The following is a 25,045-nucleotide window of genomic DNA, read 5'->3' on the forward strand; positions in this document are numbered from 1 at the left end:
GCGCATGCTCGTTCAGCGTCGACAAGAGGTTGGGTACCGATGCCCCATCGAGGATCGCGTACAAATGAGCCTCACCAGCGGCTGCAAGGAGCTTGTCTCGGTTCTGATTGATGGATTCCGCATGCATGGATACTTCGCCATTAGGTGTCTGTGGTGCGAACAGGAGGCAAAGTCACAAGATAGGTCTCGAAATGGCTAACATGGCTGTACGAAAGGCTTGCCTGTCTTTCCAGCGTCTGCCAATGCCTGCGCTTGCGGATTTTGAAACTGCCCAACCGTCGTCGAATCCAACGAACGCCCTGACGGTTCGATCGGTGAAGCATTTACCTCGGTCACCTCACCCGCCTCGGCATTATCCGCTTCTTTTGCATCCTCTGGTGACTGAGGCGCATCGGGCGATGCACCGGAACCGCTTCCAGCGGAGCCACCGCTGTTGATTCTCACCATCGTACCTTTCAAAACCAGACCCATCGGGCTGATATCGATGAAGTTACCGCCAACCTTGAGCGTGAGCTGGGCGCCAGCCTCGATCACCACCTTCATCCCTGCCTTGAGATGGATCTCCATGCCGGCATTCAGCGCGTGCTTCATGCCGGCTTTTTCCTGAATATCGCGATCTACCGCAACGGATAGAGTCCCCTGCACTTTCTGATTATGGTCGCCCTGAACCTTTTGGTGCTTGTCGCCGTCGACCTGCTCGAGTTGGTCTTCCTCGACCTTGAGATGGGCATTCTTCTCGATCTTTTCGAAGCGGTCTTTTTTGACGATCAGATGCCGGTCGTTACCAATCCACTCGTAACTATCGTTCTTGATGCGAACATCCTGATTTCGCTCGCCGTGAATAAAGATCTGCTCCTCACCCTTTTTGTCCTCAAACCGGAACTCGTTGAAGCCATCACCGCCCTTGCTAGAGCTGCTTTTGAGCGTCGACTTGGTCTTTTCACCAGGCAGCTCATAGGGCGGCATCGCGTCGGCATTGTAGACCCGGCCGGTGATGATCGGACGATCCGGATCACCCTCCAGGAACTCGACGATCACCTCTTGGCCGATGCGCGGAAGATAGATCGCTCCCCATTGCTTACCCGCCCAGGCCTGGGCGACGCGAATCCAACAGGAGCTGTTCTCGTCCTTTTTGCCGTACCGATCCCAATGGAATTGGACCTTGACGCGCCCATATTCATCGGTCCAAATCTCCTCGCCAGACTTGCCAACCACCGTCGCGGTTTGCGGCCCACTGATGATCGGCTTCGGCGAGATCCGCGCTGACCGGAATGCTTCCTGAGCATTGATGCTTGAAAAACTGACCAGGAACTGCTGCTCACCCGCACCTACACCGCCGGCTCCAGTCTCGAACTCTTCCGACCACATCTCATAAGTGGCATCGGTCAGCAGATGTTCGCGATTTTGAGGCCGGCGCGGATGGTCGGTCAACTGGAACAAATAACCAACCGCGAGTCCAGCGGCATTTCCTCGTCCCGAGGAGACTTCATATTCGGCGTGCAACTCCTCGATGCGTTTACGCGCATAGGTGTCGCCATCACCTTGTTCGACGTATTCGCCAGGATAATCATAGATCTCAAAATCGGACTTTGAATGGGAGCGTGGCTTCGGTCCCTTCGCCTTCAAATCTGCTTTCGGTTTCTCAAAGTTAAAGTCGTTCAGTGCGACGATGCCTGGCAGCACCTGCTTGCGGACATCGAGCTGGCTGATATGTTCAGTATGGATCGCGCGATCGGATGGACTGCAGCGAATCTCATCGTAATTCGGATAGCTGTCATGTGCTCCATAGCCGTCGGCTAAGATGAGGAGATGCCGGCCGTTCTCATGTTTGACGAAGTAATAGATGCCCTCTTGCTCCATGAGGCGGCTGACAAAATTGAAATCGGTTTCGCGATACTGCACGCAATATTCCCATTCGACATAATCCTCCGACAAGCGATCCTCGTAGTCGGTGAAGCCATGCTCCCGGAACAGATCCTGAATGATGTCAGGAACCGTTTTTTGCTGAAAAATCCGGCAATCGGCGGTGCGGGTCAGAAACCAGAGCCAGGGGCGCAGCACCATCTCGTAGGCAGCATAATTACCGCGCTCGCCCACATAGCGAAACTCACTGACGAAACCGTTGAAATAACGTGTACCGCCTTTTGGCTGCTCGTATCTTACCGTGACATTCGTGCCCAGTAGGCTATCGAGTTCGATATTGGCATCAAGGCTGAGCACATCGAGCTGAAACTCGAACAGGCGACCCAGCGACTCTTGCCCGACAAAACGCTGTAGCAAAAGGACATCTTCACCGAGCGTCGTATTGACGGCGATCGATCGAAATTGCTGCGTTGCCGGGGATTTGCGTATCTCAGCCATCTTGGTGTCAATCCTCGCCGCACTGCGATGCGTGGTCTGATGATGCCCGCGCCACGAGCAAGAGCCCGGCGACCGGTTTGGCCATCTCGAGGCGTAAGACCACCTCTTGCACCTCGATCAGGCACAGTCCCGCCGTCTCAACGACCTGCTCCAGATACGTTTGGCTATGCGAATAGCGCCCGTGCCCATTGAGTTGGAAGCCGCATGCAGGCGCCTCCTGTGCTCGCTCCAGCGTCACCACGAGCCGTCCACCCTCGCGCAGGGCGTTGCGACAGGCCTGCATGAAGCGTTCGAGATCACCAAAGTACACCAACGTGTCGGCCGAGACGATAGCGTCGTAACGCATCGGGTTCGCTTCCAGCATCTCGGTCAGTTCAGCCTTGACGAGGCGATCGTAACAGTCGCGCTGCGCGGCCAGTTCGAGCATGGCGGCAGAGAGATCGACACCCTCCAGCATAGTTGCCTGAGGGCGCAGCAACGGACCGCAAAGACCGGTTCCGCAGCCGGCATCGAGGATGTGCAGCGGTTGCTCGGGGTCATCCAGATCGGCCAAGAGCGCCTCGGCAACCCGCTGTGGCGCCTGATAGTCCAAGGATGCCAGCCGTTCATCGAACTTGCTGGCGAACCCATCGAAGATGGCTTCGACATAGTCATCCGGGGCGCGCAACGGGGTCGTCAGCGTGGCGTCACCGCGATTGGCCTCCAGCATGTGGCGCGCCACAGGGTGCTCGGGATGCCATGCCAACCATTGCTCGAAGACCGCCGCTGCCTCAGCCTTGCGGCCTTGGGCGCTGAGCAGACTGCCGAGACTATGGAAGACGCGCGCGTCGCGGCCGCCGATCTCCAGGACTTTTCGATAGGCGGCAATGGCTTCGTCCACCAGGCCTTGATCACGCAACGCGGTCGCCAGCCCGATGTACCCATCGGCGCCCAGCTCGACGGCGCGCCGATAGGCGGCGGTGGCCTCGGGCAGCCGATCGCGGGCACGATAGACCTCGGCAAGATTACGATGTGCGGCAGCCAAGGTCGGGCTCAGCGCGATGGCCCGCTCCAGCAGTTGTTGAGCCTCGTCGTAACGGCCCTGTTCGGCGAGCAAATGCCCAAGATTACTATGAGCGAGGGCATCATCGGGCGATTGGCCGATGGCGCTCCGGAAACAGGCCTCGGCCTCGGCCTGCTCACCGCGTCGTTCGAGCAAGAGTCCCAGGTTCTGGACCGCATCGCTCAGCGAGGGATCAAGGGCGCAGGCACGTCGATAGGCGGCCTCGGCAGCGGTCAGCTCATTGCGCTCGAACAGCATGTTACCGAGATTGCTTTGCGCCTCGGCATAGTCGGGAGCCACCTCGACGGCTTGGCGCACATAGGCCAATCCCTCGTCTGGCGCGCCGAGTTGATGCCGCAACAGCCCCAGGAAATGCAGCCCCCCTGGATGCCTCGGCTCGACTTCAAGCACGCGCTGGTAGAGCAGGGCCGCCTCCGCCAGCCGACCTGCCTGCTGCCAACTGAGTGCGACCCGCACCGCTTCGTCCGGGGTGACCCGTTCGCTGTGGTCCTCATTCGGCATCGTCGATCACTCGCGCCAGATGATTGGTTTCCATGATCGCCTCGGTGCGCATTGCCCGGAGATGGCGCAGGAGTTGATCGACGACGCTTTGCTGAGCGCCAAGCATCACTTTGACCGACCTGCGTTGGGCTTCTGGGTCAGCATGGAGCGATGCCAGGTTCGGAGAAAGGAAGGCCTTGGCCCAGAACTGCGCGCTACTCGGATCGCACCAGGCTTGCGCACTCGCACTGGGCACCGACCAGGGCACCCCCCTCGCCGCGCGCGTCAGCAATGATAGGAGCGAGCCGGTCGCTTCTAGGCCTTGAGTGCGCCAGCGCTGCAATACGTCGTTGAGCAAGGCCAGATCTCGATGCGCGCTGACCCAGTCTGGCGCCTTGAGCAGACTGATCGCCTGGGCACTCGAGCGCACGATGTCCCCGGCGAGCCCGGCAATCAGTGTCTGGGGATCGGCGCTATCCGTGGTGCCGAATGGTGCGACAAGCCGCTGCCGTTGCTCATCGGCAAGCCGCTTGACGGCCGCTTCCCGTGACTGCAAATCTGCACGCCGATACTGGAGCGCAGCGAACTGCTCGGCGCTGGAGGTCGGAATACTGATTTCCACTCCCGGCGGGATCTGCCAGGGATCGGGAAACTGCTGGCGAAACGCATGGTTCACTGGCGCGAAGTAGAGCCCTTGCCAACCCGAGAGCTGATAGCTGTTGGCCAGGTCCGCGAGGGATTCGTTGGCTTGGATGAGGTGTTGGGTCAAATGCCTGCTCCAGTGTCGGCCAAGTCAAGCCATTCAAAACTGATACGCGAACTCTCCCTCGGCAACCGAGAGCTGCACCGTACCGAGTGGTTCATCGCGCGCCATCCGGTTTAGGAACTCCTGACTGATGCGCGGCAACAGGGTGTTGGTGAGGATCGCATCGACCACGCGCGCGCCGCTATCAACCTCGCGACAACGTCCGGCGATGAGTTCGACAACCGTCTCGTCATAGTTGAAATCGACGCCATGATTGGTGGCAATCCGGGTGCTGATGCGGTCAAGTTGCAGGCGAATGATCGCGGTCAGCGTCTCATCACTGAGCGGATAATAGGGAATCACCACCAAGCGGCCAAGCAAGGCCGGGGGGAACACCTTCAACAATGGCTCGCGCAGCGCTTGTGCAATCCCCTCTGGCTCTGGCATCAGCTCCGGATCCCGGCACATGCCCATGATCAGGTCGGTGCCGACGTTGGTCGTCAGCAGGATGAGCGTGTTGCGAAAATCGATCAATCGGCCTTCGGCGTCTTCCATCCTGCCCTTATCGAACACCTGGAAGAAGATCTCGTGGACATCCGGGTGCGCCTTCTCCACTTCGTCGAGCAAGACCACGCTATAGGGGCGCCGGCGCACAGCCTCGGTGAGGATGCCGCCTTCGCCATAGCCGACATAGCCCGGCGGTGCGCCCTTCAAGGTCGAGACGGTATGCGCCTCTTGGAACTCGCTCATATTGATGGAGATGATGTTCTGCTCACCGCCATAGAGCGCCTCGGCCAAGGCCAGTCCGGTTTCGGTCTTGCCCACGCCCGAGGTGCCGGCGAGCAGGAAGACGCCCACGGGCTTGTTCGGATTATCGAGATTGGCGCGCGAGGTTTGCACCCGGCGGGTGATCATCTCCAATGCATGGCGCTGCCCGATCACCCGTTGCTCAAGGGTCGGGACGAGATTGATCACCGCTGCGACTTCATTCTTCACCATGCGTCCGACCGGAATGCCGGTCCAATCGGCAACCACCGATGCGATGGCGCTCCCATCGACGCTCGGCAAGATCAGCGGACGATCACCTTGCAGTGCGCGAAGCTGCTCTTGTAGCGTCCGCAAGCGCTCAAGCAGGGCCTCGGGATTCTCGGTATCTTGCGCTGAGTCCAAGGCGGATGCGTTGTCGGTCGCGTCCTCGGTGGCCTTGGCAAGTGCTGTATCGACCGCTCCATGAACCTCCCTGAGCGTTCCTCGCAGCTCGAGAATGGCGGTCACGAGATCGCGTTCTTGCTGCCAGCGTGCATCAAGCGTTTCCAGCGCTTGGGCTTCATGGGCGAGGCAGGCTTCAACCCCGGCGGCACGCTCACGCGTCTCGATGCCGATCGCCTGTTCGCGTTGGATGATCGCAAGCTCGGTTTGCAGGGCCTCGATAGCCCGCCGCTTATCCTCGACGGCGGCTGGAACTGCATGTTGACTGACCGCGACACGAGCGCAGGCGGTATCCAGCAGACTCACCGATTTGTCGGGCAGTTGGCGTGCCGGGATATATCGATGCGACAGCGTCACGGCAGCGGCGATGGCCTCATCGAGCACCTGCACACGATGATGCTGTTCCATCGCACTGACCACGCCGCGCATCATCAGGATCGCCTTCGGCTCGTCGGGCTCATCGATGTTGATGACCTGGAAACGGCGCGTCAGCGCTGGGTCTTTTTCGATGTATTTCTTGTACTCGGCCCAGGTCGTCGCGGCGATGGTACGCAAGGTGCCGCGCGCCAAAGCTGGTTTCAGCAGATTCGCGGCATCCCCGGTGCCCGCAGAACCACCAGCGCCGATCAGCGTATGCGCCTCGTCGATGAAGAGGATGATGGGCTTGGGTGAGGCCTGCACCTCATCGATCACCTGCCGCAGCCGTTGCTCGAATTCGCCTTTCATGCTGGCCCCGGCTTGCAGTAAGCCAACATCCAACACGCGCAACGAGACCTCCTTGAGCGCGGGCGGCACGTCGCCCTGAGCGATGCGCGCCGCGAACCCCTCGACGACCGCGGTCTTTCCGACACCGGCCTCGCCAGTCAGGATGGGATTGTTCTGACGGCGCCGCATCAGGATATCCACCAGCTGCCGAATCTCGTTATCCCGGCCCACCACCTGATCCAATTCGCCTTGTCGCGCCCGTTCGGTCAGGTCGATCGAAAAGCGCGCGAGCGCGTCTTGTTTGCCACCCTGGTCGGCTGCCAGCGCGCCACTGGCCTCACCGGGAGCACTCGCCAAACGCGAGCCATCGCTGGGGCCGAGCTGATCCTCCGGGGAGCCGTCGACCAGGGTTGCAAAGCGTTCGCAGAGATCATCCAACTTGACCTTGTTGAACTCCTGGGACATCGCCGGCAAGGCATTGCGCAAGCCGGGCGTCTTCAGGATGCCGACGATCAAATAGCCTGTGCGCACCTGCGCGTCCTTGAACATCAGGGTCGCATAGACCCAACCGCGCTCGACCGCTTCCTCGACATGCGAGGACAGATCCGAGATCGAGGTGGCACCTCGCGGCAAGCGATCCAGGGCCGCGGTCAGATCCTTGGCCAGGTGTGCCTGATTGATCTCATAGGCCGTAATGATGCGATGCAGGTCCGAGTCTTGCATCTGCAACATTTGGTGAAACCAATGCACAAGCTCGACATAAGGATTTCCACGCAGCTTACAGAAAGCAGTTGCGCTTTCGATGCTCTTGAAAGCCAGAGAATTCAGTTTTGAAAACAGTGCGGACCGACTGATTTCGGACATGATCGATACTCCCGACAGAAATTTTTGAACGATTCAATTAAGTAAATTCAAGTAGAAACTGAATCATTCCGCGTGTAAATCCACTGACAGCTTAGGGATCGAGGATCACATCATCGGCATCTTGTTGCCGCATCCAGTGCCCAAGCCAGGTCGTCCAGCCGAGCCGAGCCTGATGTCCACCAAGAACAGTTTGTGGGATCTCATCCTTCTTGAGCAGTAACTGGACATCCCAACGATATTGATCGCCAACATAATTTCTGACGACCGCGCGCAAGGCATCCATGCTCGGCTGACCTGGCAAAAAAGCCTCGAATTGGTTAATGTTCAATGGTCCAAGCTGAATACGGAACCTGTGCTGACACTCGAATACCGAGGAGCCGATCATGGCATTCTCACCGACCAGGCCGGTTGTGACCGAGGCGCCGAGTTGGCACTGTTCATCAATCGCGATCTGCAACCATTCTCCGACCAGTTCGATCACGCTCGCCGTCACACCCAAATAACCTTGGAGAATAGCGACCAAACCCTCGGGGTGCTTGCAGCCATCAAGCATCAGACCGGCGAAATGCAATTTCGCACTGTCCTGCATGTCATCGCGATTGCGCAATGACTTGAAGCCAAGCCCCATGAGGGAGGCAACGTAGTCACCAAACCGGTCTTCCTCGGGACGATCATGGCTGACCGCCGGCTGGGAGCCTGACCATGCACGATAGAAAAAGGTCAGGAAGCGATGCTCGAAGAGATTCAAGAAGCGCAGAAAGGTTTCGTCCTTATAGCGCCGTTGACGCTCCAGCGCATGATCGGTCAAATGCAACGGAAGCGGGCCATTGGGGCCGAGAAGACCGAGGAATGCGATGCCAAGCCGAGCTGGTGTATCAGCGCTGGCTTCGCTCAACGAGGTAATGCTGGAAGGCCTAAAGGCCATTGAACAATCTTGACCAATCCGAATCGGCTCCTTGCGTGGTGTCCATGAGGTTCCAAGGCGCGGATGATCGGGGTGCTGACACTCGATTGAACGCAATGCCTGAAAAAAATCCAGGCTGTAGATCGAGGTATCAGGCGCGTCTTTATTCATAGGATCTGGCGACGCCCAACGCGTCTTGGCCACCGCATGATCTCACCACGCTCGATGGTCTTGATCACTGTTTCGGTAAAAGAATTGATCGCGACATGACGGCTCAAAAACTGTTCCAAGACCGTTCCAAGCAAGAAACAACCCGTGCCCTCGAACAAGGTTTCATCGAACAGGAGACTGACCTCCAAGCCACGCACGAACGTGCTGCCCTGAGGGTGCGAGACACGTCGATGGATCGGCTTGGTCTGGAGATCACGAATACCCTCGATCTCCTTGCGGATCTGAGCTTCGTTGAGGAAGGCATAGAGGCCGAGTAATTCTTGGAATGCCTGTGTGCCAGAGCCGCCCTCAGTATCGTTCAGCGACAGATAATTCAGCGAGAGATGGCTGATCAGCCGCCAATGCTGCTCTCCTGCCAATGGCGAAGGGCGCGGTCGACTTGGGCCGGCGATACAGCGTGTGGCTTCTACCGGACCACTAAAGTCCCAGGTAAAATCTGTCGAGCCTGAGCCCAACGACAGCAACAGAGGAAGATCCCGATTGGTACAGAGCGCTTCGACGCCGAGTTGCTTCAGATCCGACGAAAAAGGAGCGCTATTGGGATCAACCAGCGAGATGAACGCTTCTGAACCAATGTAACTTGAGCGCGGCCCGATATTACGCTGTTGGCGCCGCGACGACAGCAAACGCTGCTCCCGTCTCAGGCTGAAATAGGCATTAGGTTGGGCATGAAACGTGCGATGCCTAGCCGAGTAAAAAGGCAGGAATTCACGCTCGGCATCCTTCGCGCGCCCATAGCCATTCACGGTATTGACCGCGAAGACCTCAAAGTCCATCGGTCGCGTGCGCTCGGCCACGAGATGGAATTCCCTGTCCGCATTGTTGAGGTGAATGCGATCCATGCGTTTCGGAAACAGGTTGACCAGGGGAGTCGCGTTGAGGCGAAACATCGAGCCGGAGACGCCTTGCTCAAGCGCCGGATCGGCCCGGTCGAAGAGAAACACGAGATCGATCGCTTTGTCCGTTGTGCGTCTGATGAGCCGCTTCAGCCCGCTCACACGCAGGAACATGAACCGCTGTGGAAAGGAGAAATATTCGTGCAGAAGCCGATAGCCATCAAAGGCGCGGGCCTCGACCGGTAACAATGCTTGCGTTGGCGAGAATCCGAGGGGTTTCAGTTTGGACTGTTCCGACACCAGCCAATCCGATTTCTTTGTCGATGTCGCTGGGCGCGCCGCAACACCGACTGTTCTCGCGGCTAGATACTCGTATAATCGCATTGGCAGTGCATCCTGCCCCGCAAGATGCACATCTAATTCATCGAGCGCAAGGTCAGAGATCTTGCCATGGCCCGCCATCGATAAACGCAGCCGAACTCCGGCTCGCGGTGCACCTTGTCCGGGAACGGTCACCTCCGGCAGCAGACTTGCTGAGCCGATGTACTCAGCGCGCTCGACCTGCAATGGCCAGAGGGTCAGGTCATGCCCCGTCGTATAGGTACAAGGTGTGGTTTCGCCTTTTCTGAGAACGCTGCGAAGTTGAGTCCCGCTTGGCACCTGAAAGCCTTCGCTCAGAGAGCCCTCGGTGGCATCAGGGATGAACTCGACCACGGCCATGGATGGAGTGGGTGCCAAGAAATGCGGATAGACCACCTCGATGAGATGGCGTGTGAACTGGGGAAACTCGGCCTCGAGTTTCAAGCCGACACGGGCGGCAAGAAAAGCAAACCCTTCAAGCAACCGCTCGACGTAGGGATCGGCGCACTCAAAGCTATCCAAGCCAAGGCGAGACGCAACCTTTGGAAACTGCGCGGCGAATTCACCGCTCATTTCCCTGATATAACGCAGCTCGCGGTTGTAGAGATCAAGGAATCTCGCATCCATCAGAGACTGCTCCGGCCTACCACCTCGGTGACCGAGACCTTACCGCTCTCGAAATCGAGCGCGGTACGCAGGACCATCTCGACCGGCACGGGCGTCGCCCACAGCTCACAGGCGATATGTAAGATCAGCGTATTATGACTCATCGAGTCTTGATCGACCTCAGCGCGCAGCCGGATACTCTGGCGGATCAGGCGCGGCTCATAGCGCTCTAGGGCCGTTCGAATGGCGTTTTCGAGCGCCCCCACATCCAGCGAAGACACAGTGAAACCAGCCAGATCGGGAATCCCAAAGTTGAGCACCGAGCGTTCAACCTCGGTATACCCCTCGACCATCGTCTGCAGATCGGCGGCATTGAATAACCAACCGATATCGCGCTGCACAAAGCGTCGCAACTGCTGCACGCTCAGGAATCGGTTCGACGGTGGTTCCGTCCTTTCCCCTGGATTGTCGTCCGCAAGGCGATCAAGAAGTGAGGGTTGCAACCGCTCCTGTAGGGATAATTCCGGCATGAGGAGAAGTGACTCTTCAAGGCGTTTCTAGCGTGAAGTCAACGGAACGGAGATCGAGTATTGAAATCTCATCCGCTTCCGTCACGAATAGCCGTTGGCCACTGCCAATGAAGTCATCTTCCCCAATCGCCAACCAGTCGGTCAGTGCCGATCGCTTGATACGATCGTCCGTATGCGACTCCGAACCTGGATAACGCGTCGGTATAAGGCCGAACGATTCCCCCTCATTGCGCCAACGGAAGTGGGCAGGTGTCCAGACCAGATCGCGAAGATCAGCAGGTGCCTCGATGGTGACAGTAGCAATATGAGCAAAAGGCACCCAATAATACTTGCCATCAATCACTGCCTCGGTGATCGGACCGAGTCGAGGGTCCGCATCGGCGAGCCATTCAAAGTCGGTATCGTGCTCGGCTTGCAGCCGCCCAGGGTTCGCCGGGGCGAGCTCAAATGCTTCCTCGCGCAGAGAACGCGCCTGCGACCATTGTGCTTCGGCTTGGAGCCGCAGCGACTCTAATGCCAGGGCGATCCAGCGCTCGGGTCGCCCAAGAATCAGGGGCTGGATGCGGCCCGCGAACACCGCACGCCGGACCTCCTCGGCAGTGATCGCTGCACGGTAGGTGTGGACCATGGGCAGCGATGCAGCGTCCAATTCCCCGATGACCTGGAGCTGTGTCAGCGCACGTTCCCAACTCCCAAGTACACAGAGTAATTGAAAAAGGAAGATGCGAGGTTTGGGATCGGCCGGAGCGCGCTTGACGTCGCCCTGAGCTGACTGCAACACCTCCGCAAGAGACTGATTATCGAGCCATTCCATAGGAGCCTCGAAACGTCGAACGGTCGTTGCCTGACGATAAGGTTGGCCCGACCAGCGCGTCGCCGGCAGGGCCAATCGCTGAATAGAAGGGCTCTGCCAAGGTTATTCGGTATTGCGCCGAATATCGAAGGTTTGAGTGATCGCGCCACTCTTAGCGCCCGACTCGCTTTGTGGCGTATACTCGTACTTGTAATGAGCGAAGTTGAATGTGACATTCTCGGTCACTTGCTCCTCGCCGCCGCTGCCACCGGTGTTCGCCGAGGTGACGATCACTTCCTTCATCGTCAATTTGACATAATCGATCGGTTTATCACCGGCCTTGCGCGCAATGAAAGTGATTTCATCATAGTGCTTACCGGTGCAGCACTTCTGCATGATGTTCGGTGTGGATTTATCCACAAATTTAGTCACGCTAAAGTCCTGAACATTGACCTTGCCGGTACCACCACCGGTACCAGTGTGCATGGTGCCTGACTGGGACATGCCCCAACTCCAGGCAAGTACTTCGATCCAATCCTTGTATTGATGGTCGGTGGATTCGCCCTTGATATCGCCAAGCTTCAAGAAGAAGTCAACAGCCATTTTCGTGCCCTCGCCGATTTAGCAACTCATTGAACATATGCAACCCTGACGGGTTGCAACCCATCCGGAATCAACGGCCTCGGAAACTGCGCTGTTTGATCCGGAAAATCACACCGCTACGCAGCCTTGACGGAAGGCAGCTTCGATACCAATCGCAGCGAAACTGTCAACCCCTCGAGCTGGTAGTGCGGTCTCAGGAAAAACTTCGAGGTATAATAGCCGGGATTACCCTCGACCTCTTTGACCTCGACTTGCGCATCCGCAAGCGGTTTTCTGGATTTCGTCTCTTCCGTCGAGTGCTCAGGATCGCCATCCACATATTGGACGATCCAATCGCTGAGCCAGCGTTGCATATCGTCACGTTCCTTGAATGAACCGATCTTGTCCCGGACGATACATTTCAGGTAATGCGCGAAACGGCAGGTGGCGAACAGATAGGGCAGACGCGCTGCAAGATTGGCATTCGCCGTCGCATCCGGATCTTCGTATTCGATTGGTTTCTGCAGCGATTGCGCACCAATGAATGCCGCGAAGTCGGCGTTTTTCTTATGCACCAGCGGCATAAAGCCGTTCTTTGCGAGCTCACCTTCCCGCCGATCGCTGATGGCAATCTCGGTCGGGCATTTCATATCCATGCCGCCATCATCGGTTGGGAAGGTATGGGTCGGCAGTTCCTCGACCGCGCCACCAGATTCGATGCCACGAATACGACTGCACCAGCCGTAGAGCTTGAATGAGCGATTGATATTCACCGCCATCGCATAGGCTGAATTTGCCCAAACGTACTTACTGCTGTCGGCGCTGGCGGTATCCTCCTCGAAATCGAATTCCTCCACCGGATCGGTCGTGGTCCCGTACGGCAGGCGAGCGAGAAAGCGAGGCATCGCCAGACCGAGATAGCGAGAATCCTCGGACTCGCGCAATGAACGCCAGGAAGCATATTCCGCCGTCGTGAAGATCTTGGTCAAATCACGTGGATTGCTCAGCTCCTGCCAACTCTCCATCTGCATCACTGTCGGCGAAGCACCGGCGATGAACGGACAATGCGATGCTGCGCTGATCTGGGCGATGCCACGCAGCAGATCAACATCTGGTGGAGAATGATCAAAGAAGTAATCACCGACCAGGCAGCCGTAGGGCTCGCCACCGAACTGCCCATATTCCTGTTCGTAGATCTGCTTGAAGACAGGGCTTTGATCCCAGGCCGTACCTTTATATTTCTTTAAGGTCTTATGCAGATCCTTCTTCGAGATGTTCATCACTCGAATCTTGAGCATCTCGTCGGTTTCGGTATTTGTCACCAGATAGTGTAAACCGCGCCAGGCACTCTCGAGTTGCTGGAAATCCTCATGGTGCATGATGAGGTTTAACTGCTCACTCAGTTTGGCATCGATAGCGGCAATCAAACGCTCGATCGAATCGAGCGCATCATCCGAGACGAGATTAGTGTTCTCCAGCGCCTGCTCGGCCAGGGTTTTGACAGCCTGCTGTACAGCCTCGCGCGCCTCATCGGTTTTCGGCTTGAAGTCGCGCGCCAGAAGCTCCCCGAAATCGGAGAGATCAGCGGTTTCCTGTACAGCTTCTGCTTGGGATTGTTGTTCGGCTTCTGCCATCTTCTAGGCTCTCCGCTTCGACTTGCTAGTGAAACACTTGAACTGCTGATACCATTATTCGCCGGACTTGTCGTCCTTAGGTTTCGGAGCCGATGCAAGCGCGCGCAATAGTGCCGGGTCCGAGAGCAGTTCGGTGATGCGCTCCTCGGCCCCGGTCTTGCCGTCCATATAAGTCAGCAGATTACTGAGCTGGGTACGCGCATCGAGCAAGGTGCGGAGCGCGTCGACCTTTTGGGCCACGGCTGCGGGCGAAAAATCGTCCATATCCTCGAAGGTGATATCGACCGACAGGTTACCTTCGCCAGACAAGACATTCGGGACCGTGAAGGCCGCCCTTGGCTTCATCGCCTTGAGTCGATCATCAAAGTTATCGATATCGATCTCGAGAAATTTACGGTCGGCAACCGGAGGCAAGGGCTCGGTTGGCTTGCCGGAGAGATCCGACATCACCCCCATGACGAAGGGAAGCTGGACCTTCTTTTCCGATCCATAGATTTCGACGTCGTACTCGATCTGGACGCGCGGTGCACGATTGCGAGCGATGAATTTCTGGCTGCTTGCTTTCGCCATGCTGAGTTACCTGATTCTGAGTGGAAGCAACGAAGCGGTTGATCATCCATTGATTATCAATAGTGTTCGCCGTCTGCGTCCGGCGCCTTGGCGCCAGTCACGGTTTCAGCCTGAGACAGTGCATCGGGAGCGATATCGCGCAGAATTTCCATGAAATCCTGGGACACGAGGCGCTTAGCGCGCTCGAGCAGCAAAGGTACCGGACTGGAGGGTTCGTGACGCTTATAATAGGTGATAATCTTGTCGAGCGCCGTAGTCACATCGGCGGTCGAGGTAATTTCGCCGCTAAGCCGTTTAGCCGAAGCCCCCTGCGGCGCCGCGTCGCCCGAGACATCATCGAATGACGCATTGGCTGAGTCGACATGATCAGCCTCGCCCCCGGCGAGTTGGGCGCGCAGAAAATGATCGATGTCCGAAAGGATGTCACTGAGAGACGCCAGACTGACGGCCTGAGCGACCCCGACCTTCTCGGTCAACCCTTGCTCGATCGCAGTGATGTCTTGCAGTGCGGTTGCGACCTGCTCGGAGACCGCGTTCAGGGCCTCGGCGTCCATGTCACGCGCGGCCGCTTCGATCGAATCGAGCTTGAACACCTCGTCTTCGTCTTCGGGGGGTGCGAACTCCCCGCGGGCGATGCGCAGATCACGCAAGGTGATCTTCCCTAGACCAGGGACTTGCAACATGGGTGCGGTTTCCACAGCCCGGAGCATGCGCGTAGCATCGCACAGCGAGGCGATGATATTCACCCGCGCAGTGGGATCGAGATCATCATCCGGATCGAGCTGTGGATGGAGACTGTCCCAGAACTGCTCCAGCATCGCCCGCAACAGCGCCAGCCCCTGTTGCATTCCGGCTAGCCCTTCTTGATGGGTCAATGCCTGCACCAGATAGACCACCACGCGCAGATCCTTCGACCGCGGCAGCAGCTCCAGGGCGAGTTTTTTGACGCTCTGCCAGTCCTCCTCAGTCGCAGCGACGATGGTCTCGCCGAATTGCTGCTCCGGCTCGCTGCGCATCGCCTCTTCGAGGGCCACGAACTGCGGGTCGTATTCCAGATCCTCGCCGGCCGGTGCATCGGCTGAAACAGGGGTAAGAAGCGCCGAGAGAGGAAGATTGCTCATTAAGCTTCCTTCGCTAGCAAGTATCTTGGGGTAAAGTAGATATCCGATTCCATCTTAGCTTGATCGTCTAGCAATTCCAACAGTAGATCCGCAACCAATCCCCCCTAATCTCTGCGCTTTCCACCCGCTGCTGAATTGACACCAGGGGCCCTCGCCGTCATTACAGAGCAGGTGCGCCTGCGGGCGCTACTGGATCAGGGCGCTGACCTCCATGCCGCTGGAGTTGATCGACGATCTCGCGGGCATTGATCCCGCGCGCGGACCCCCTGGTTGAGAGGACGCTCTCCCGCACCATTGCTCGATTGCAAGCCTTTACCCAGCCCCTAGCCGAAGTTCGAGTTCGGCTAACATATCAATTGGTAACAAGCCTCTTCCCTGCGTCTTACGCAACCGGTCTTCGGCATCAAGCATCTTGCCAAACGTTCGGATCAAGTTCCTAGCGGTCAAAGTGCTCGCGCTGCTGATGCGAAAATACTGAGCAGGGGCTTATACTAGTGTTCAGAATCTTAGCACCGACTCCAGTATCCCGATGCAGCTAAAACTGAGTGTATCGAGCGTTCAAGGCCCCAGTCTCGGGGAAGGCGCTGTGGCCTGGTTTCGCCTTCGTGGCGGAACCATCGGGCGTGCGCGAGACAACGACTGGGTCTTGCCCGATCCCGAACGGATCGTTTCCGGCCATCACGCGCGCATCCTCTACGAGCAAGGCGGTTATTACCTCGAAGATACCAGCTCCAACGGCACCTTCCTCAACGGCCAGGACAGCCCGATTCCGCCGGGGCAGCTCACCGAGTTGCAGCACGGCGACCTGCTCGCGATCGGCGACTATGAGGTCCGGGTCGAGATTGAGGAAGACTCGGCCCCCACGGCTTCAACTTGGACGCAGCCGCCGCAACCGCCAACACAGGCTCCTGAGTTTGTCGCCAAACCCTACGCCCCGCCGACTGAAAACCCACCTCAGAACGCGTTCAGTCAGTCCCCAGCGCTTGGCTCTGATGACGATCCTTGGGCAGCTCAACATTACCCTGAATCGACGCAGCCGCCGCCGAGCGAGCACTGGAGTGGGGTACAGAGCGATCATCTGGCGCCTGATGCGATCAACTTCCACCCCCCTAATGCTTCGCCAGAACTGATTCCAACCGATGACAGGAGCGAAGCGCCGGATGACATCCTGCCGGATGACTGGTGGAAGCTCGATGATGATCCATCTGAAGGGGCATCTGACGGCCATACCGCTGCCCTCGACGACCAGCAGAGCATTCCGGACCCAGCGCCGGTACCCGCACGCGCGACCCTGCCGGAACCAAGGGTTGACGCTGGCCAAAGCTTAGACGAACAACCGCCAGGATCTCCTGCCAACCCTATTCATCAGACACAACTGCCGCCGCCACCGATGGCGCGGCGCCAGGAGCCTTTACAAACGCGGCCGATACCGCCACAGACAGAAGATCCCCCGCAACCTCCAGGCCACTCAGAACCACCCGAGGCCTTGGCTTGCCAGACACCGCCCGAGACTATGGCGCGTCAAGCAACGCAAGTCCAACCAGGTCCCGCTGCTCGCCAGGTCATGCCAGAGCCAGAGCCAGTCCCCGAGCAGCCGGCCCTCGGGCCATCGTCCGAAACCCTCGCCAACAGGTCAACAGCGCCCACCCCGCCCCTGCTCGAAGCCTACTTCGAGGGCCTGGGTCTGCAAGCGCCGACACTCTCGCCGGAGGAGGCCGAGCGCGAGTTACGCCAGACGGGGCGTTTGGTGCGGATACTGACCGACGGACTCATGGAGGTGCTCAAGACCCGCTCCACACTCAAAGGCGAGTTCAGACTATCGCAGACCATCGTCCAAACCGCCGAAAACAACCCGTTGAAATTCTGCATCGATGCCCAACAGGCGCTGGCCCAGCTCTTCGTTGATAAGCGACCGGGCTTCATGGCCCCCGAGGCCTCGTTTGGCGAAGCACTCACCGATATTAAGCAACACCAACTTGCCGTGATCGCCGGCATGCGCGCGGCTTTCGATTGCCTCATCGCCAAATTCGAGCCAGAGACGATCGAAGTCGCGCGCAAGGCGTCCGGTAAACGCCGCGCTGGATTGCTTTCGGATAAGCAATGGGCCTACTACCGCGATTACCATGCCGACTTTAAAGCGAACGCTGGAGACGACTTCCAGGGGATTTTCGGCGAAGATTTCGTGCGCGCCTATGAGGCTCAGATTCGTCGCCTAATGTCCGGCAGCGGCGAAGACGCATAACAACGGTTTCCGAGGGGGAGTACTCAAGCTCATGTCATGGTACAGCCGCGTCGTTTGGTCGGAAGGCATGTTTCTCCGTCCTCAGCACTTCCAGCAGCAACAGCGCTACACCGAGCGCCTTATCGAGAATCGTTCTAGCCCGCTCACTCCCTTTGGCTGGGGGCTCGTCAGCCTGCGCCTCGATGGCGAGCAACTCAGCGCCGGCAAGATCGCCATCGCTGCGGCCAAGGGGATTCTGCCCGACGGTACACCGTTCGACATCCCGGCCCACGACCCGCCACCGCCGGCGCTGGATATTCCAGAGAACACCACCAACCAGGTGCTGTACCTCGGGCTCGCGGTGCGCAAGGAAAACGTCACCGAGCTCGCCCACGAGGGCGCGCTCATGCCCACGCGCCAGCACGCCCACGAGATCGAGCTGCGCGACATCACCGCCGCCGAGAGCCAACCCGCAATGGTGCGCGTCTCAGGACTCAATTTGAGGCTGTTGACGAGCGATGACGAGCGCGGTGATTACGCTTGCATTGCCTGCGCTAGGATCATCGAGCGTCGCAACAATCGCCAAATCATTCTCGACGAGGATTTCATCCCCAACGTCATTCACTGCGCTGCATCCACGCGCCTGCAGTCCTTCACCGATGAGCTTGAACGCCTGCTCCGCCATCGTTGCGAGGCCCTCTCAGGGCGTGTCGCCGAGGCTTCACGCGGGGGCAATGCTGAAATCACAGACTTTTTGCTTCTGATGGTCGTCAATCGCTATCTACCCTTGCTTGGCCATTATCGCGCCCTCGACCAGCTGCATCCCCTTGATCTTTACCGCGACTTGATCGCCATGGCCGGCGAATTCGCCACCTTCACGCGTCAGGAGAAGCGCCCGATCGGATTCCCGGAGTATCAACACGATCATCTGCAAGCCAGCTTCGAGCCGGTGATGCGCGAGCTGCGTCAAGCCCTCAGCATGGTCCTCGACCGCAACGCGATCCAAATTCCGCTACAGTTGCGCAAATTCGGCGTTCGGGTGGCTGCGGTTTTCGATCGTCGCCTGCTCACGGAGGCCAGCTTCTGCTTGATCGTCAAGGCCGACATGTCGGTCGAAGAGATACGGCGCATCTTCCCGACACAAGTCAAGATTGGCCCCGTTGAAAAGATCCGCGATCTGGTCAACCTCGCCTTACCCGGCATCTTACTGAACCCACTCCCGGTCGCACCTCGCCAGCTTCCCTTTCGCAGCGGTGCTGTCTACTTCGAGCTTGACCGCAGCAGTGAGTTCTGGAAGCAGCTTCACAATTCCGGTGGCTTCGCCATCCATGTCAGTGGCGAATTTCCGTCCATCGATATGGAGTTCTGGGCAATCAAAGAGTAAAGGCTCATGTCCAACCAAGATTCAAGCCACGGCGGCTTTTCCGATGATCCCTCGAAGACCATCGTGCGCCCACGCCCTGGCTTTCGCCCTCCTGCTGATGCTGGCAGCCTGCCTTCGCAGGAGTTTGAGCACCGCAGGTCCATCGCGCCAGCACACGGCAATACCGCGAGGGTCAGTGGGGAAATCGCTGAATCCACGGAGATCAACCCGCTGATTGCGGCATCCTCTCCACTGCTGTTCCGTGCCTCCGCGATCCGCAATACGGCCACCCAGAACGATGTTTATGGCCTACGTGATGAATTCGTCTCCGAATTGACCGCCTTCGACCATCGCGCACGCGCACTGGGCCACGACGGCGAACTATTATCCGATGCGCGCTACGCCCTCTCCACCTTTGTCGACGAAGCGGTCCTCAACACGCCCTGGGGTAGTCAAAGCAAATGGCAGGAAGACAGCCTGCTGAGCACCTTCTTCAACGAGACCTGGGGCGGCGACCGCTTCTTCGTCATCCTGGATCGGGCAAAACAGCAGCCGGGCCGAAACCTAGCATTGCTTGAGCTGCTCTTCGTTTGCCTAATGCTCGGTTTTCAAGGCAAGTTCCACGTGCTCGAGCGTGGCCGTGCGCGACTCGACGAGGTCATCGACGACCTCTATCAGGTGATTCGAGGGCAGCGTGGCGACGTTGACCGTGATCTCTCGCCACACTGGCGCGGTGTCGAGACCACGGGGCGGGCTGTCTCCAACTACCTCCCGCTCTGGGTCTTGGCTGCCATCGCTGGCGCCCTGCTTGTCAGCATCTATCTCTCATTTCGGTTCGCGATTAGCGGTGCCGCCTATCCAGTCTTCGATCACCTCTCAGTCATCGGCCGGGACCGCCTCAGCATCGTCCAGAGCAACCTGCCAGAACCGGTTGCTGAGGTCGTGGTGCCGGAGGTTGTTCTGCCCCCGCAGCCGAAACTGCGCCTCGCCGAAAACCTCAAGAGCGAGATCAACTCCGATTTGCTCAGTGTTGAGCAAGACGGCATGCGGTCGATGGTGCGCATCAAGTCCGACACGCTGTTCCGCTCTGGCAGCGCCGACGTTGAAGACCAGTTTCTGCCGATCTTGGAGCGGATCAGCAAAGCGATCAATGACGTTCCTGGCCGTATCGTCATCGTTGGCCACAGCGACAACATTCCCATCAAAACGGCGCGCTTCCCGTCTAATTGGGAGCTGTCGCGTATGCGCGCCGTCAATGTCATGACGGAGTTGGGCCGCCACCTAGACAACCCGGAGCGGATGGCGCCAGAAGGCCGTGCCGATACCGAGCCCGTCGCACCCAACGACACCAAGGCGAATCGTGCGCTCAATCGACGCGTTGAGATCTACGTCTACGAGCAAGAGCAGCTATAGATGCGTTTTAGACACATCAGACTAACTGGAGCAAGACTGTGAGATGGTTCTTTCGCCTGCTGACCAACCGCTGGGTGTTGGCCGCCATCGGCTTCCTTGCCCTCGGCCTCGTCATCTGGCTGCTCGGTCCCTTTATCGCGTTCGCCGACTATCACGTCTTGGAATCGGCGAGCGCCCGCCTGGTCACCATCCTCATCCTCTTGGTCCTGGGCCTTGGACTGATCCTGCTGCGCCAGCTGAATAAACGCCGCGCTGAACGCAATCTGCTCGATGCAATGGGCACCGAAGCCGGAGCTGAGGGAGCCAGTGTGCCATCGCAGGCCGAACAGGCTCGAGCCGAAGAAGAGCAAATCCTCAAGGATCGCTTCGAAGAGGCCATCAAGCTGCTGCGGCAGCCAAAAAACAGGACCGACGGCAAGGTTGCCAGCCTTTACGACCTGCCTTGGTACATCATCATCGGCCCACCGGGCTGCGGCAAGACCACGGCCCTTGCCAACTCCGGCATCGACTTCCCGCTCGCCAATGAACTCGGCCAGCACAGCATCGGCGGCATCGGTGGGACACGCAACTGCGACTGGTGGATCTCGAACGAAGCGGTCCTGATCGATACCGCAGGGCGCTACACCACGCAAGATAGTGAGCCCGAGACCGACCACGCCGCTTGGCTTCGATTCCTCGATCTACTCAAGCGCTACCGCCGTCGTCGTCCGATCAACGGCGCCTTGATCTCGTTTAGCGTCTCGGACCTGATCACCCTCGATGAAGCCACCATGGCGTCTCACTGTCGCGCGATCCGCAAGCGGCTTCAGGAGCTGTCCGAGCGCGTCGGTATCTCTATACCCATCTACCTGCTGTTGACCAAGGCCGATCTGGTTGCCGGCTTTAGCCAGTACTTTGATGATCTCGGCCGTGAAGAACGTCTTCAAGTCTGGGGGATGACCTTTCCCTTGGAACTGCAGCCCGGACAATACGCCGAACGCTTCGGCGAAGAATTCGACTTACTGCTGCAACGCCTGAACAATCGGCTCAACCTCAGGCTCATTTCCGAGCGTGACTATCAACGTCGGGCCATGATCCTGGCCTTTCCACAACAGGTTGCCTCACTCAAAGAGCCACTCCAACGCTTCGTTGCCGATGTCTTTCAAGGCTCGAGGTTTGAACGCCCGGTCATGCTGAGAGGCGTGTACCTATCGAGTGGCACCCAAGAAGGAACGCCGATTGATCGCATCATGGGATCAATGGCCGCCGCGTTCGGTCTCGACCGATCGGTAGCCGCCTCTGCAAGGTCAGCCGGCAAGAGCTACTTCATCACCAACCTGCTGCGTAAGGTGATCTTCCGAGAGAGTCTGCTCGCAGGCTCCGACCGCAAAGCCGAGCGCTTAAGAACCTGGATGCAACGCGGCGCCTATGTCGCCGTTGTACTGCTGACAGTCGCGGCAGGTTCTTTATGGGCGATGAGCTTTACCGCTAACAAGGCCTTTACTGCAGACCTCGAGGCCCGCCTTGAGCAATTCCAAGACATCAATGCTGAACCCATAGAGTCTGCCACCCAATATTCAGAGATCCTGCCCAGACTGAATGCACTTAGGGCGATTCTCGACCACGTTGAGGAGACTACGGATTCGCCACCTTTCGCAATGCGCCTTGGTCTCTATCAAGGCTCAGGGGTCGCCGCTGCAACGCGTGATGCATACGCGCGTGCGCTTAATGCCATGCTCGTGCCTGGGATCGCCTCTCAACTCGAAGAGCAACTCGCAAGCTCAAGCGACGACGCCTCTTTAAGCTTCGAATTGCTCAAGCTGTATTTGATGCTCGTGAATCCAGAACGGATGGATGACTCACTCATGACAGCTTGGGCTGCTGCTGACTGGGCAAAACAATTTCCACGAGAATCACGTTTACGGGCGCGTCTTGAGGAACATCTCGCCGCGCTCTTGGACTATGGTGTGGAGCCAATTGATCCCAATCGCAGGCTTGTCAAGCAGGTGCGGGAAAAGCTCGAGCAGCAACCCCTTGCCGAGCTTGTCTACGGGCGGTTGAAGTTTGCACCTGCGGTGCGAGACGCAAGCCCTTTGAGCTTTCAAGATATCGCGGGTCGAAACGCCGATACTGTTTTCAACATTTCAAGCGTTGATCCAACCGCGCTCGAAATCCCGGCCTTATTCACATACCGTGGCTTTTACCAACTCTTTCAACCGCAGAGCCTGCTCATCATCGGGCGACTTAGAGACGAAGCCTGGGTCTATGGCGCAGAAGAATCCCCGATTATTGCCGGCCAGCTCAATCATATTGAGGAGTCAGTGCTCGGCTTCTATATCGATGAATATATTCGTCGCTGGGATAATTTCTTAGGTCAACTCAATATTCGCTCATTTCCAGACTTAAAACAGGCTATCGCCGTTACAGGCCAATTGATTCGGCCAGATTCGCCACTCAAACGGGTTCTCGATACCCTGCACAGCAACACCGAGCTAGCTAGGTTACCAAAAGGTTCGGAACCCGCCGCTGAACTCGCTCTTGAAGCCCTCCGTCGGCAAAACTATTATCTGTCACGTATTGTCGGCGAGGCTAGCCGTAGTGGATTAGCCGACGCAGCTGATTTTCCACCCAAACGGGTTGAACACCACTTCTCGCAACTGACTCAGCTTGTTTCAGGCGGCAGCAGCTCGGGTATCAGTGTGGCCGATCTGCAGCGCAACCTGACCGACCTCTATAGTCGACTGTCAGCGATTGAACCGGCAAGTGGACTCTCGGAAAACCCCTTTAGCACATTCGGCGCATCGGGTCAGCCGGACATCTTTCACGAACTGCGTACGGAAGCTGCACGCCTCCCGGAGCCAGTACGCCGGTGGATTCGGCAAATCGTCTCTGGCGCGCAATCCGTTGCGCTCGGCAACGCCGGTCAACAAATCAACGAGATCTACCGCTCCTCGGTGGCGCCGATTTGCAAGCAGCTCACGACAAATCGTTATCCTTTCAACCCCAGGGCAACACGGGATATCAGTGTCTACGATTTTGGCAAGCTGTTCGCAGAGGATGGTATCCTTAACCTTTTTTTTTCCGAACACCTGTCAGCCTTTGTCAATACCAACGACGAAACCTGGCGCTGGCGTCAAACCGCAAAAAAAAACTTTGGCGTCTCTGATGCATCGCTGGTCGAGTTTCAGCGGGCCAGTGTGATCAGGGAGGCCTTCTTCCCGGAAGGAGGCAAACTCCCCAGCGTTCGCTTCTCACTGATTCCAAGTCGCCTCGATCCGAACACTGAACAATTTAGCATCAGCTTTGGTGGCCAAACCTTCGCGTTCAGCCCGCCGCGACCATCGCCAGTTGACGGTGCTTGGCCAGGCACCACGATCTCAAACCAGGTCAGCCTGGCAGTCACCCTCAAACCCACTCAGCCGCCTGAGGATATGTTCGCTATAGACGCCCAGCGCCCTGTCCTAGAACCTCAGCGCCGAGCTAGTGAGGGCGAACGCTTCGAGCAACACTACAGCGGTCAGTGGGCATTTTTTCGTATGGTCAATCCGGGCTCGCGGCACAACGGCGTCGACCGATTTCGCCAGACCTTCACTGTGAATGGCGCGCGTCAATCATTCGAGATCCAGGCCTTCAGTGCGTTGAGTCCGTTTGGACTTGCGGCAACCACCCAGTTTAAGTGCCCGGAAACACTCTAGTGGCATCGCAAACTCCAACGACCGGGTTCTACGGCAAGCTGATGAGGAACGGTGACTTCGTTCGCCGCAGATTCCCGAATGAGGTTTACCAAATCTGGGACCCCTGGCTGCAGCAGGGCATGTTGTTCAGCCGAACAGCGCTCGGTGAGCATTGGCTCGATGCTTATCTCAGCGCCCCGATTTGGCGATTTGTGCTCAGCCCTGGCTTAGCGGGAAATCGCCTCTTGATTGGCGCCATGATGCCCAGCGTTGACCGCGTCGGACGCTACTTCCCGATCACGGTCATTCACCAAACACCCGCAGGTACTGGCCTCTTCAGTGCAGCTTATGCTGCCGAGTCCTGGCTAGACAGGATAGAAGCGGCCCTCCTTGAGACGCTTGAGGGAGACGGCATCTCAGCCGATGTCCTAGCCGAACGTATCGCCAGTGCATCTGAGTCACTCTCGGTCAACCTGGGCGCTACGGCTCCATCAAGCGCGTTGATCGAGAGGGATGAAGGCATTGGCATCCAGATGGAGGCTGACTTAGAGATGGGTGCGATATCGCGTCATCTCGCTGGCTTGCTCGCAACTCGGCTGCTAGGTGAGCCAGTGTCGCTCTGGTGGAGTCATGGATCAAACCTGGTGACAGCGGGCGCACGGCTTTACCGCGGATTGCCAATGGATACCGGCTTTGCTCGATTACTCTCAGATGATTCGGTCCCGACCGAGCCAACAACCCCTGTGCATAGCGCGTCGTCGCCTAGAGCACGAGTTTCAGCCCACTGATCGGAGCCCCCGC

Annotated in this window: 17 protein-coding genes; 5 read left to right on the forward strand and 12 right to left on the reverse strand. The window is 58.0% G+C overall.

Annotated features, from left to right (window positions below):
- Positions 1–195 precede the first annotated feature (195 nt).
- The 12 genes from VBE63_RS11375 to tssA form a co-directional block, all read right to left on the reverse strand.
- On the reverse strand, positions 196–2,361 hold the full coding sequence (locus tag VBE63_RS11375; protein WP_323683141.1) for a type VI secretion system Vgr family protein: 2,166 nt from the start codon (positions 2,359–2,361) through the stop codon (positions 196–198).
- A 7-nt stretch (positions 2,362–2,368) separates the two neighbouring features.
- Positions 2,369–3,925 (reverse strand): tetratricopeptide repeat protein, encoded by a 1,557-nt coding sequence (locus VBE63_RS11380; RefSeq protein ID WP_323683142.1) that lies wholly within the window; start codon positions 3,923–3,925, stop codon positions 2,369–2,371.
- The gene (locus VBE63_RS11385; RefSeq protein ID WP_323683143.1) at positions 3,915–4,673 is read right to left on the reverse strand and encodes a hypothetical protein; all 759 of its coding nucleotides are present in this window, start codon (positions 4,671–4,673) and stop codon (positions 3,915–3,917) included. The genes VBE63_RS11380 and VBE63_RS11385 overlap by 11 nt, the downstream gene beginning before the upstream one ends.
- A gap of 33 nt (positions 4,674–4,706) precedes the next feature.
- Positions 4,707–7,427: a type VI secretion system ATPase TssH gene (tssH, locus tag VBE63_RS11390; RefSeq protein WP_323683144.1), complete on the reverse strand. Its 2,721-nt coding sequence runs from the start codon at positions 7,425–7,427 to the stop codon at positions 4,707–4,709.
- A gap of 91 nt (positions 7,428–7,518) precedes the next feature.
- Positions 7,519–8,535: a type VI secretion system baseplate subunit TssG gene (tssG, locus tag VBE63_RS11395; RefSeq protein WP_323683145.1), complete on the reverse strand. Its 1,017-nt coding sequence runs from the start codon at positions 8,533–8,535 to the stop codon at positions 7,519–7,521.
- Positions 8,499–10,385 (reverse strand): type VI secretion system baseplate subunit TssF, encoded by a 1,887-nt coding sequence (tssF, locus tag VBE63_RS11400; protein WP_323683146.1) that lies wholly within the window; start codon positions 10,383–10,385, stop codon positions 8,499–8,501. The genes tssG and tssF overlap by 37 nt, the downstream gene beginning before the upstream one ends.
- Positions 10,385–10,894, reverse strand: coding sequence for a type VI secretion system baseplate subunit TssE (tssE, locus tag VBE63_RS11405; RefSeq protein WP_323683147.1), 510 nt, complete (start codon positions 10,892–10,894; stop codon positions 10,385–10,387). Before tssE ends, tssF begins: the two co-directional genes overlap by 1 nt.
- 16 nt (positions 10,895–10,910) lie before the next feature.
- Positions 10,911–11,522, reverse strand: a complete 612-nt coding sequence (locus VBE63_RS11410) for a type VI secretion system accessory protein TagJ (protein ID WP_323683148.1) — start codon at positions 11,520–11,522, stop codon at positions 10,911–10,913.
- A gap of 288 nt (positions 11,523–11,810) precedes the next feature.
- Positions 11,811–12,290, reverse strand: coding sequence for a type VI secretion system tube protein Hcp (locus VBE63_RS11415; protein ID WP_323683149.1), 480 nt, complete (start codon positions 12,288–12,290; stop codon positions 11,811–11,813).
- 116 nt (positions 12,291–12,406) lie between these two features.
- The gene (tssC, locus tag VBE63_RS11420) at positions 12,407–13,903 is read right to left on the reverse strand and encodes a type VI secretion system contractile sheath large subunit (RefSeq protein ID WP_323683150.1); all 1,497 of its coding nucleotides are present in this window, start codon (positions 13,901–13,903) and stop codon (positions 12,407–12,409) included.
- 54 nt (positions 13,904–13,957) lie between these two features.
- A complete protein-coding gene (gene tssB / locus VBE63_RS11425) occupies positions 13,958–14,473 on the reverse strand; it encodes a type VI secretion system contractile sheath small subunit (RefSeq protein WP_323683151.1) in 516 nt (171 codons plus the stop codon).
- A 56-nt stretch (positions 14,474–14,529) separates the two neighbouring features.
- Positions 14,530–15,594, reverse strand: coding sequence for a type VI secretion system protein TssA (gene tssA / locus VBE63_RS11430; protein ID WP_323683152.1), 1,065 nt, complete (start codon positions 15,592–15,594; stop codon positions 14,530–14,532).
- Positions 15,595–16,123: 529 nt separating this feature from the next.
- Between tssA and tagH the strand changes: the two genes are divergently transcribed.
- The 5 genes from tagH to tagF all read left to right on the forward strand — a co-directional run bounded on the left by tagH (position 16,124) and on the right by tagF (position 25,032).
- Positions 16,124–17,836 (forward strand): type VI secretion system-associated FHA domain protein TagH, encoded by a 1,713-nt coding sequence (tagH, locus tag VBE63_RS11435; RefSeq protein WP_323683153.1) that lies wholly within the window; start codon positions 16,124–16,126, stop codon positions 17,834–17,836.
- A gap of 31 nt (positions 17,837–17,867) precedes the next feature.
- Entirely contained in the window at positions 17,868–19,199 is a 1,332-nt protein-coding gene (gene tssK / locus VBE63_RS11440) for a type VI secretion system baseplate subunit TssK (protein ID WP_323683154.1), read from the forward strand.
- Between the two features lie 6 nt (positions 19,200–19,205).
- On the forward strand, positions 19,206–20,591 hold the full coding sequence (icmH, locus tag VBE63_RS11445; protein WP_323683155.1) for a type IVB secretion system protein IcmH/DotU: 1,386 nt from the start codon (positions 19,206–19,208) through the stop codon (positions 20,589–20,591).
- Positions 20,592–20,665: 74 nt separating this feature from the next.
- Positions 20,666–24,265, forward strand: coding sequence for a type VI secretion system membrane subunit TssM (gene tssM / locus VBE63_RS11450; RefSeq protein WP_323683175.1), 3,600 nt, complete (start codon positions 20,666–20,668; stop codon positions 24,263–24,265).
- Positions 24,265–25,032: a type VI secretion system-associated protein TagF gene (tagF, locus tag VBE63_RS31355; RefSeq protein ID WP_416274539.1), complete on the forward strand. Its 768-nt coding sequence runs from the start codon at positions 24,265–24,267 to the stop codon at positions 25,030–25,032. The genes tssM and tagF overlap by 1 nt, the downstream gene beginning before the upstream one ends.
- The last annotated feature ends 13 nt before the right edge of the window (positions 25,033–25,045 follow it).

Source organism: Lamprobacter sp., assembly GCF_034860625.1.
In the GTDB taxonomy this organism is placed as follows: Bacteria; Pseudomonadota; Gammaproteobacteria; order Chromatiales; family Chromatiaceae; genus Lamprobacter.

Excerpts from the sequence above, each read along its gene's own strand:
- VBE63_RS11375 (WP_323683141.1), bottom strand. The coding sequence starts at position 2,361 with ATGGCTGAGATACGCAAATCCCCGGCAACGCAGCAATTTCGATCGATC.
- VBE63_RS11380 (WP_323683142.1), bottom strand. The coding sequence starts at position 3,925 with ATGCCGAATGAGGACCACAGCGAACGGGTCACCCCGGACGAAGCGGTG.
- tssH (WP_323683144.1), bottom strand. The coding sequence starts at position 7,427 with ATGTCCGAAATCAGTCGGTCCGCACTGTTTTCAAAACTGAATTCTCTG.
- tssF (WP_323683146.1), bottom strand. The coding sequence starts at position 10,385 with ATGGATGCGAGATTCCTTGATCTCTACAACCGCGAGCTGCGTTATATC.
- tssE (WP_323683147.1), bottom strand. The coding sequence starts at position 10,894 with ATGCCGGAATTATCCCTACAGGAGCGGTTGCAACCCTCACTTCTTGAT.
- VBE63_RS11410 (WP_323683148.1), bottom strand. The coding sequence starts at position 11,522 with ATGGTCCACACCTACCGTGCAGCGATCACTGCCGAGGAGGTCCGGCGT.
- VBE63_RS11415 (WP_323683149.1), bottom strand. The coding sequence starts at position 12,290 with ATGGCTGTTGACTTCTTCTTGAAGCTTGGCGATATCAAGGGCGAATCC.
- tssC (WP_323683150.1), bottom strand. The coding sequence starts at position 13,903 with ATGGCAGAAGCCGAACAACAATCCCAAGCAGAAGCTGTACAGGAAACC.
- tssB (WP_323683151.1), bottom strand. The coding sequence starts at position 14,473 with ATGGCGAAAGCAAGCAGCCAGAAATTCATCGCTCGCAATCGTGCACCG.
- tssA (WP_323683152.1), bottom strand. The coding sequence starts at position 15,594 with ATGAGCAATCTTCCTCTCTCGGCGCTTCTTACCCCTGTTTCAGCCGAT.
- tagH (WP_323683153.1), top strand. The coding sequence starts at position 16,124 with ATGCAGCTAAAACTGAGTGTATCGAGCGTTCAAGGCCCCAGTCTCGGG.
- tssK (WP_323683154.1), top strand. The coding sequence starts at position 17,868 with ATGTCATGGTACAGCCGCGTCGTTTGGTCGGAAGGCATGTTTCTCCGT.
- icmH (WP_323683155.1), top strand. The coding sequence starts at position 19,206 with ATGTCCAACCAAGATTCAAGCCACGGCGGCTTTTCCGATGATCCCTCG.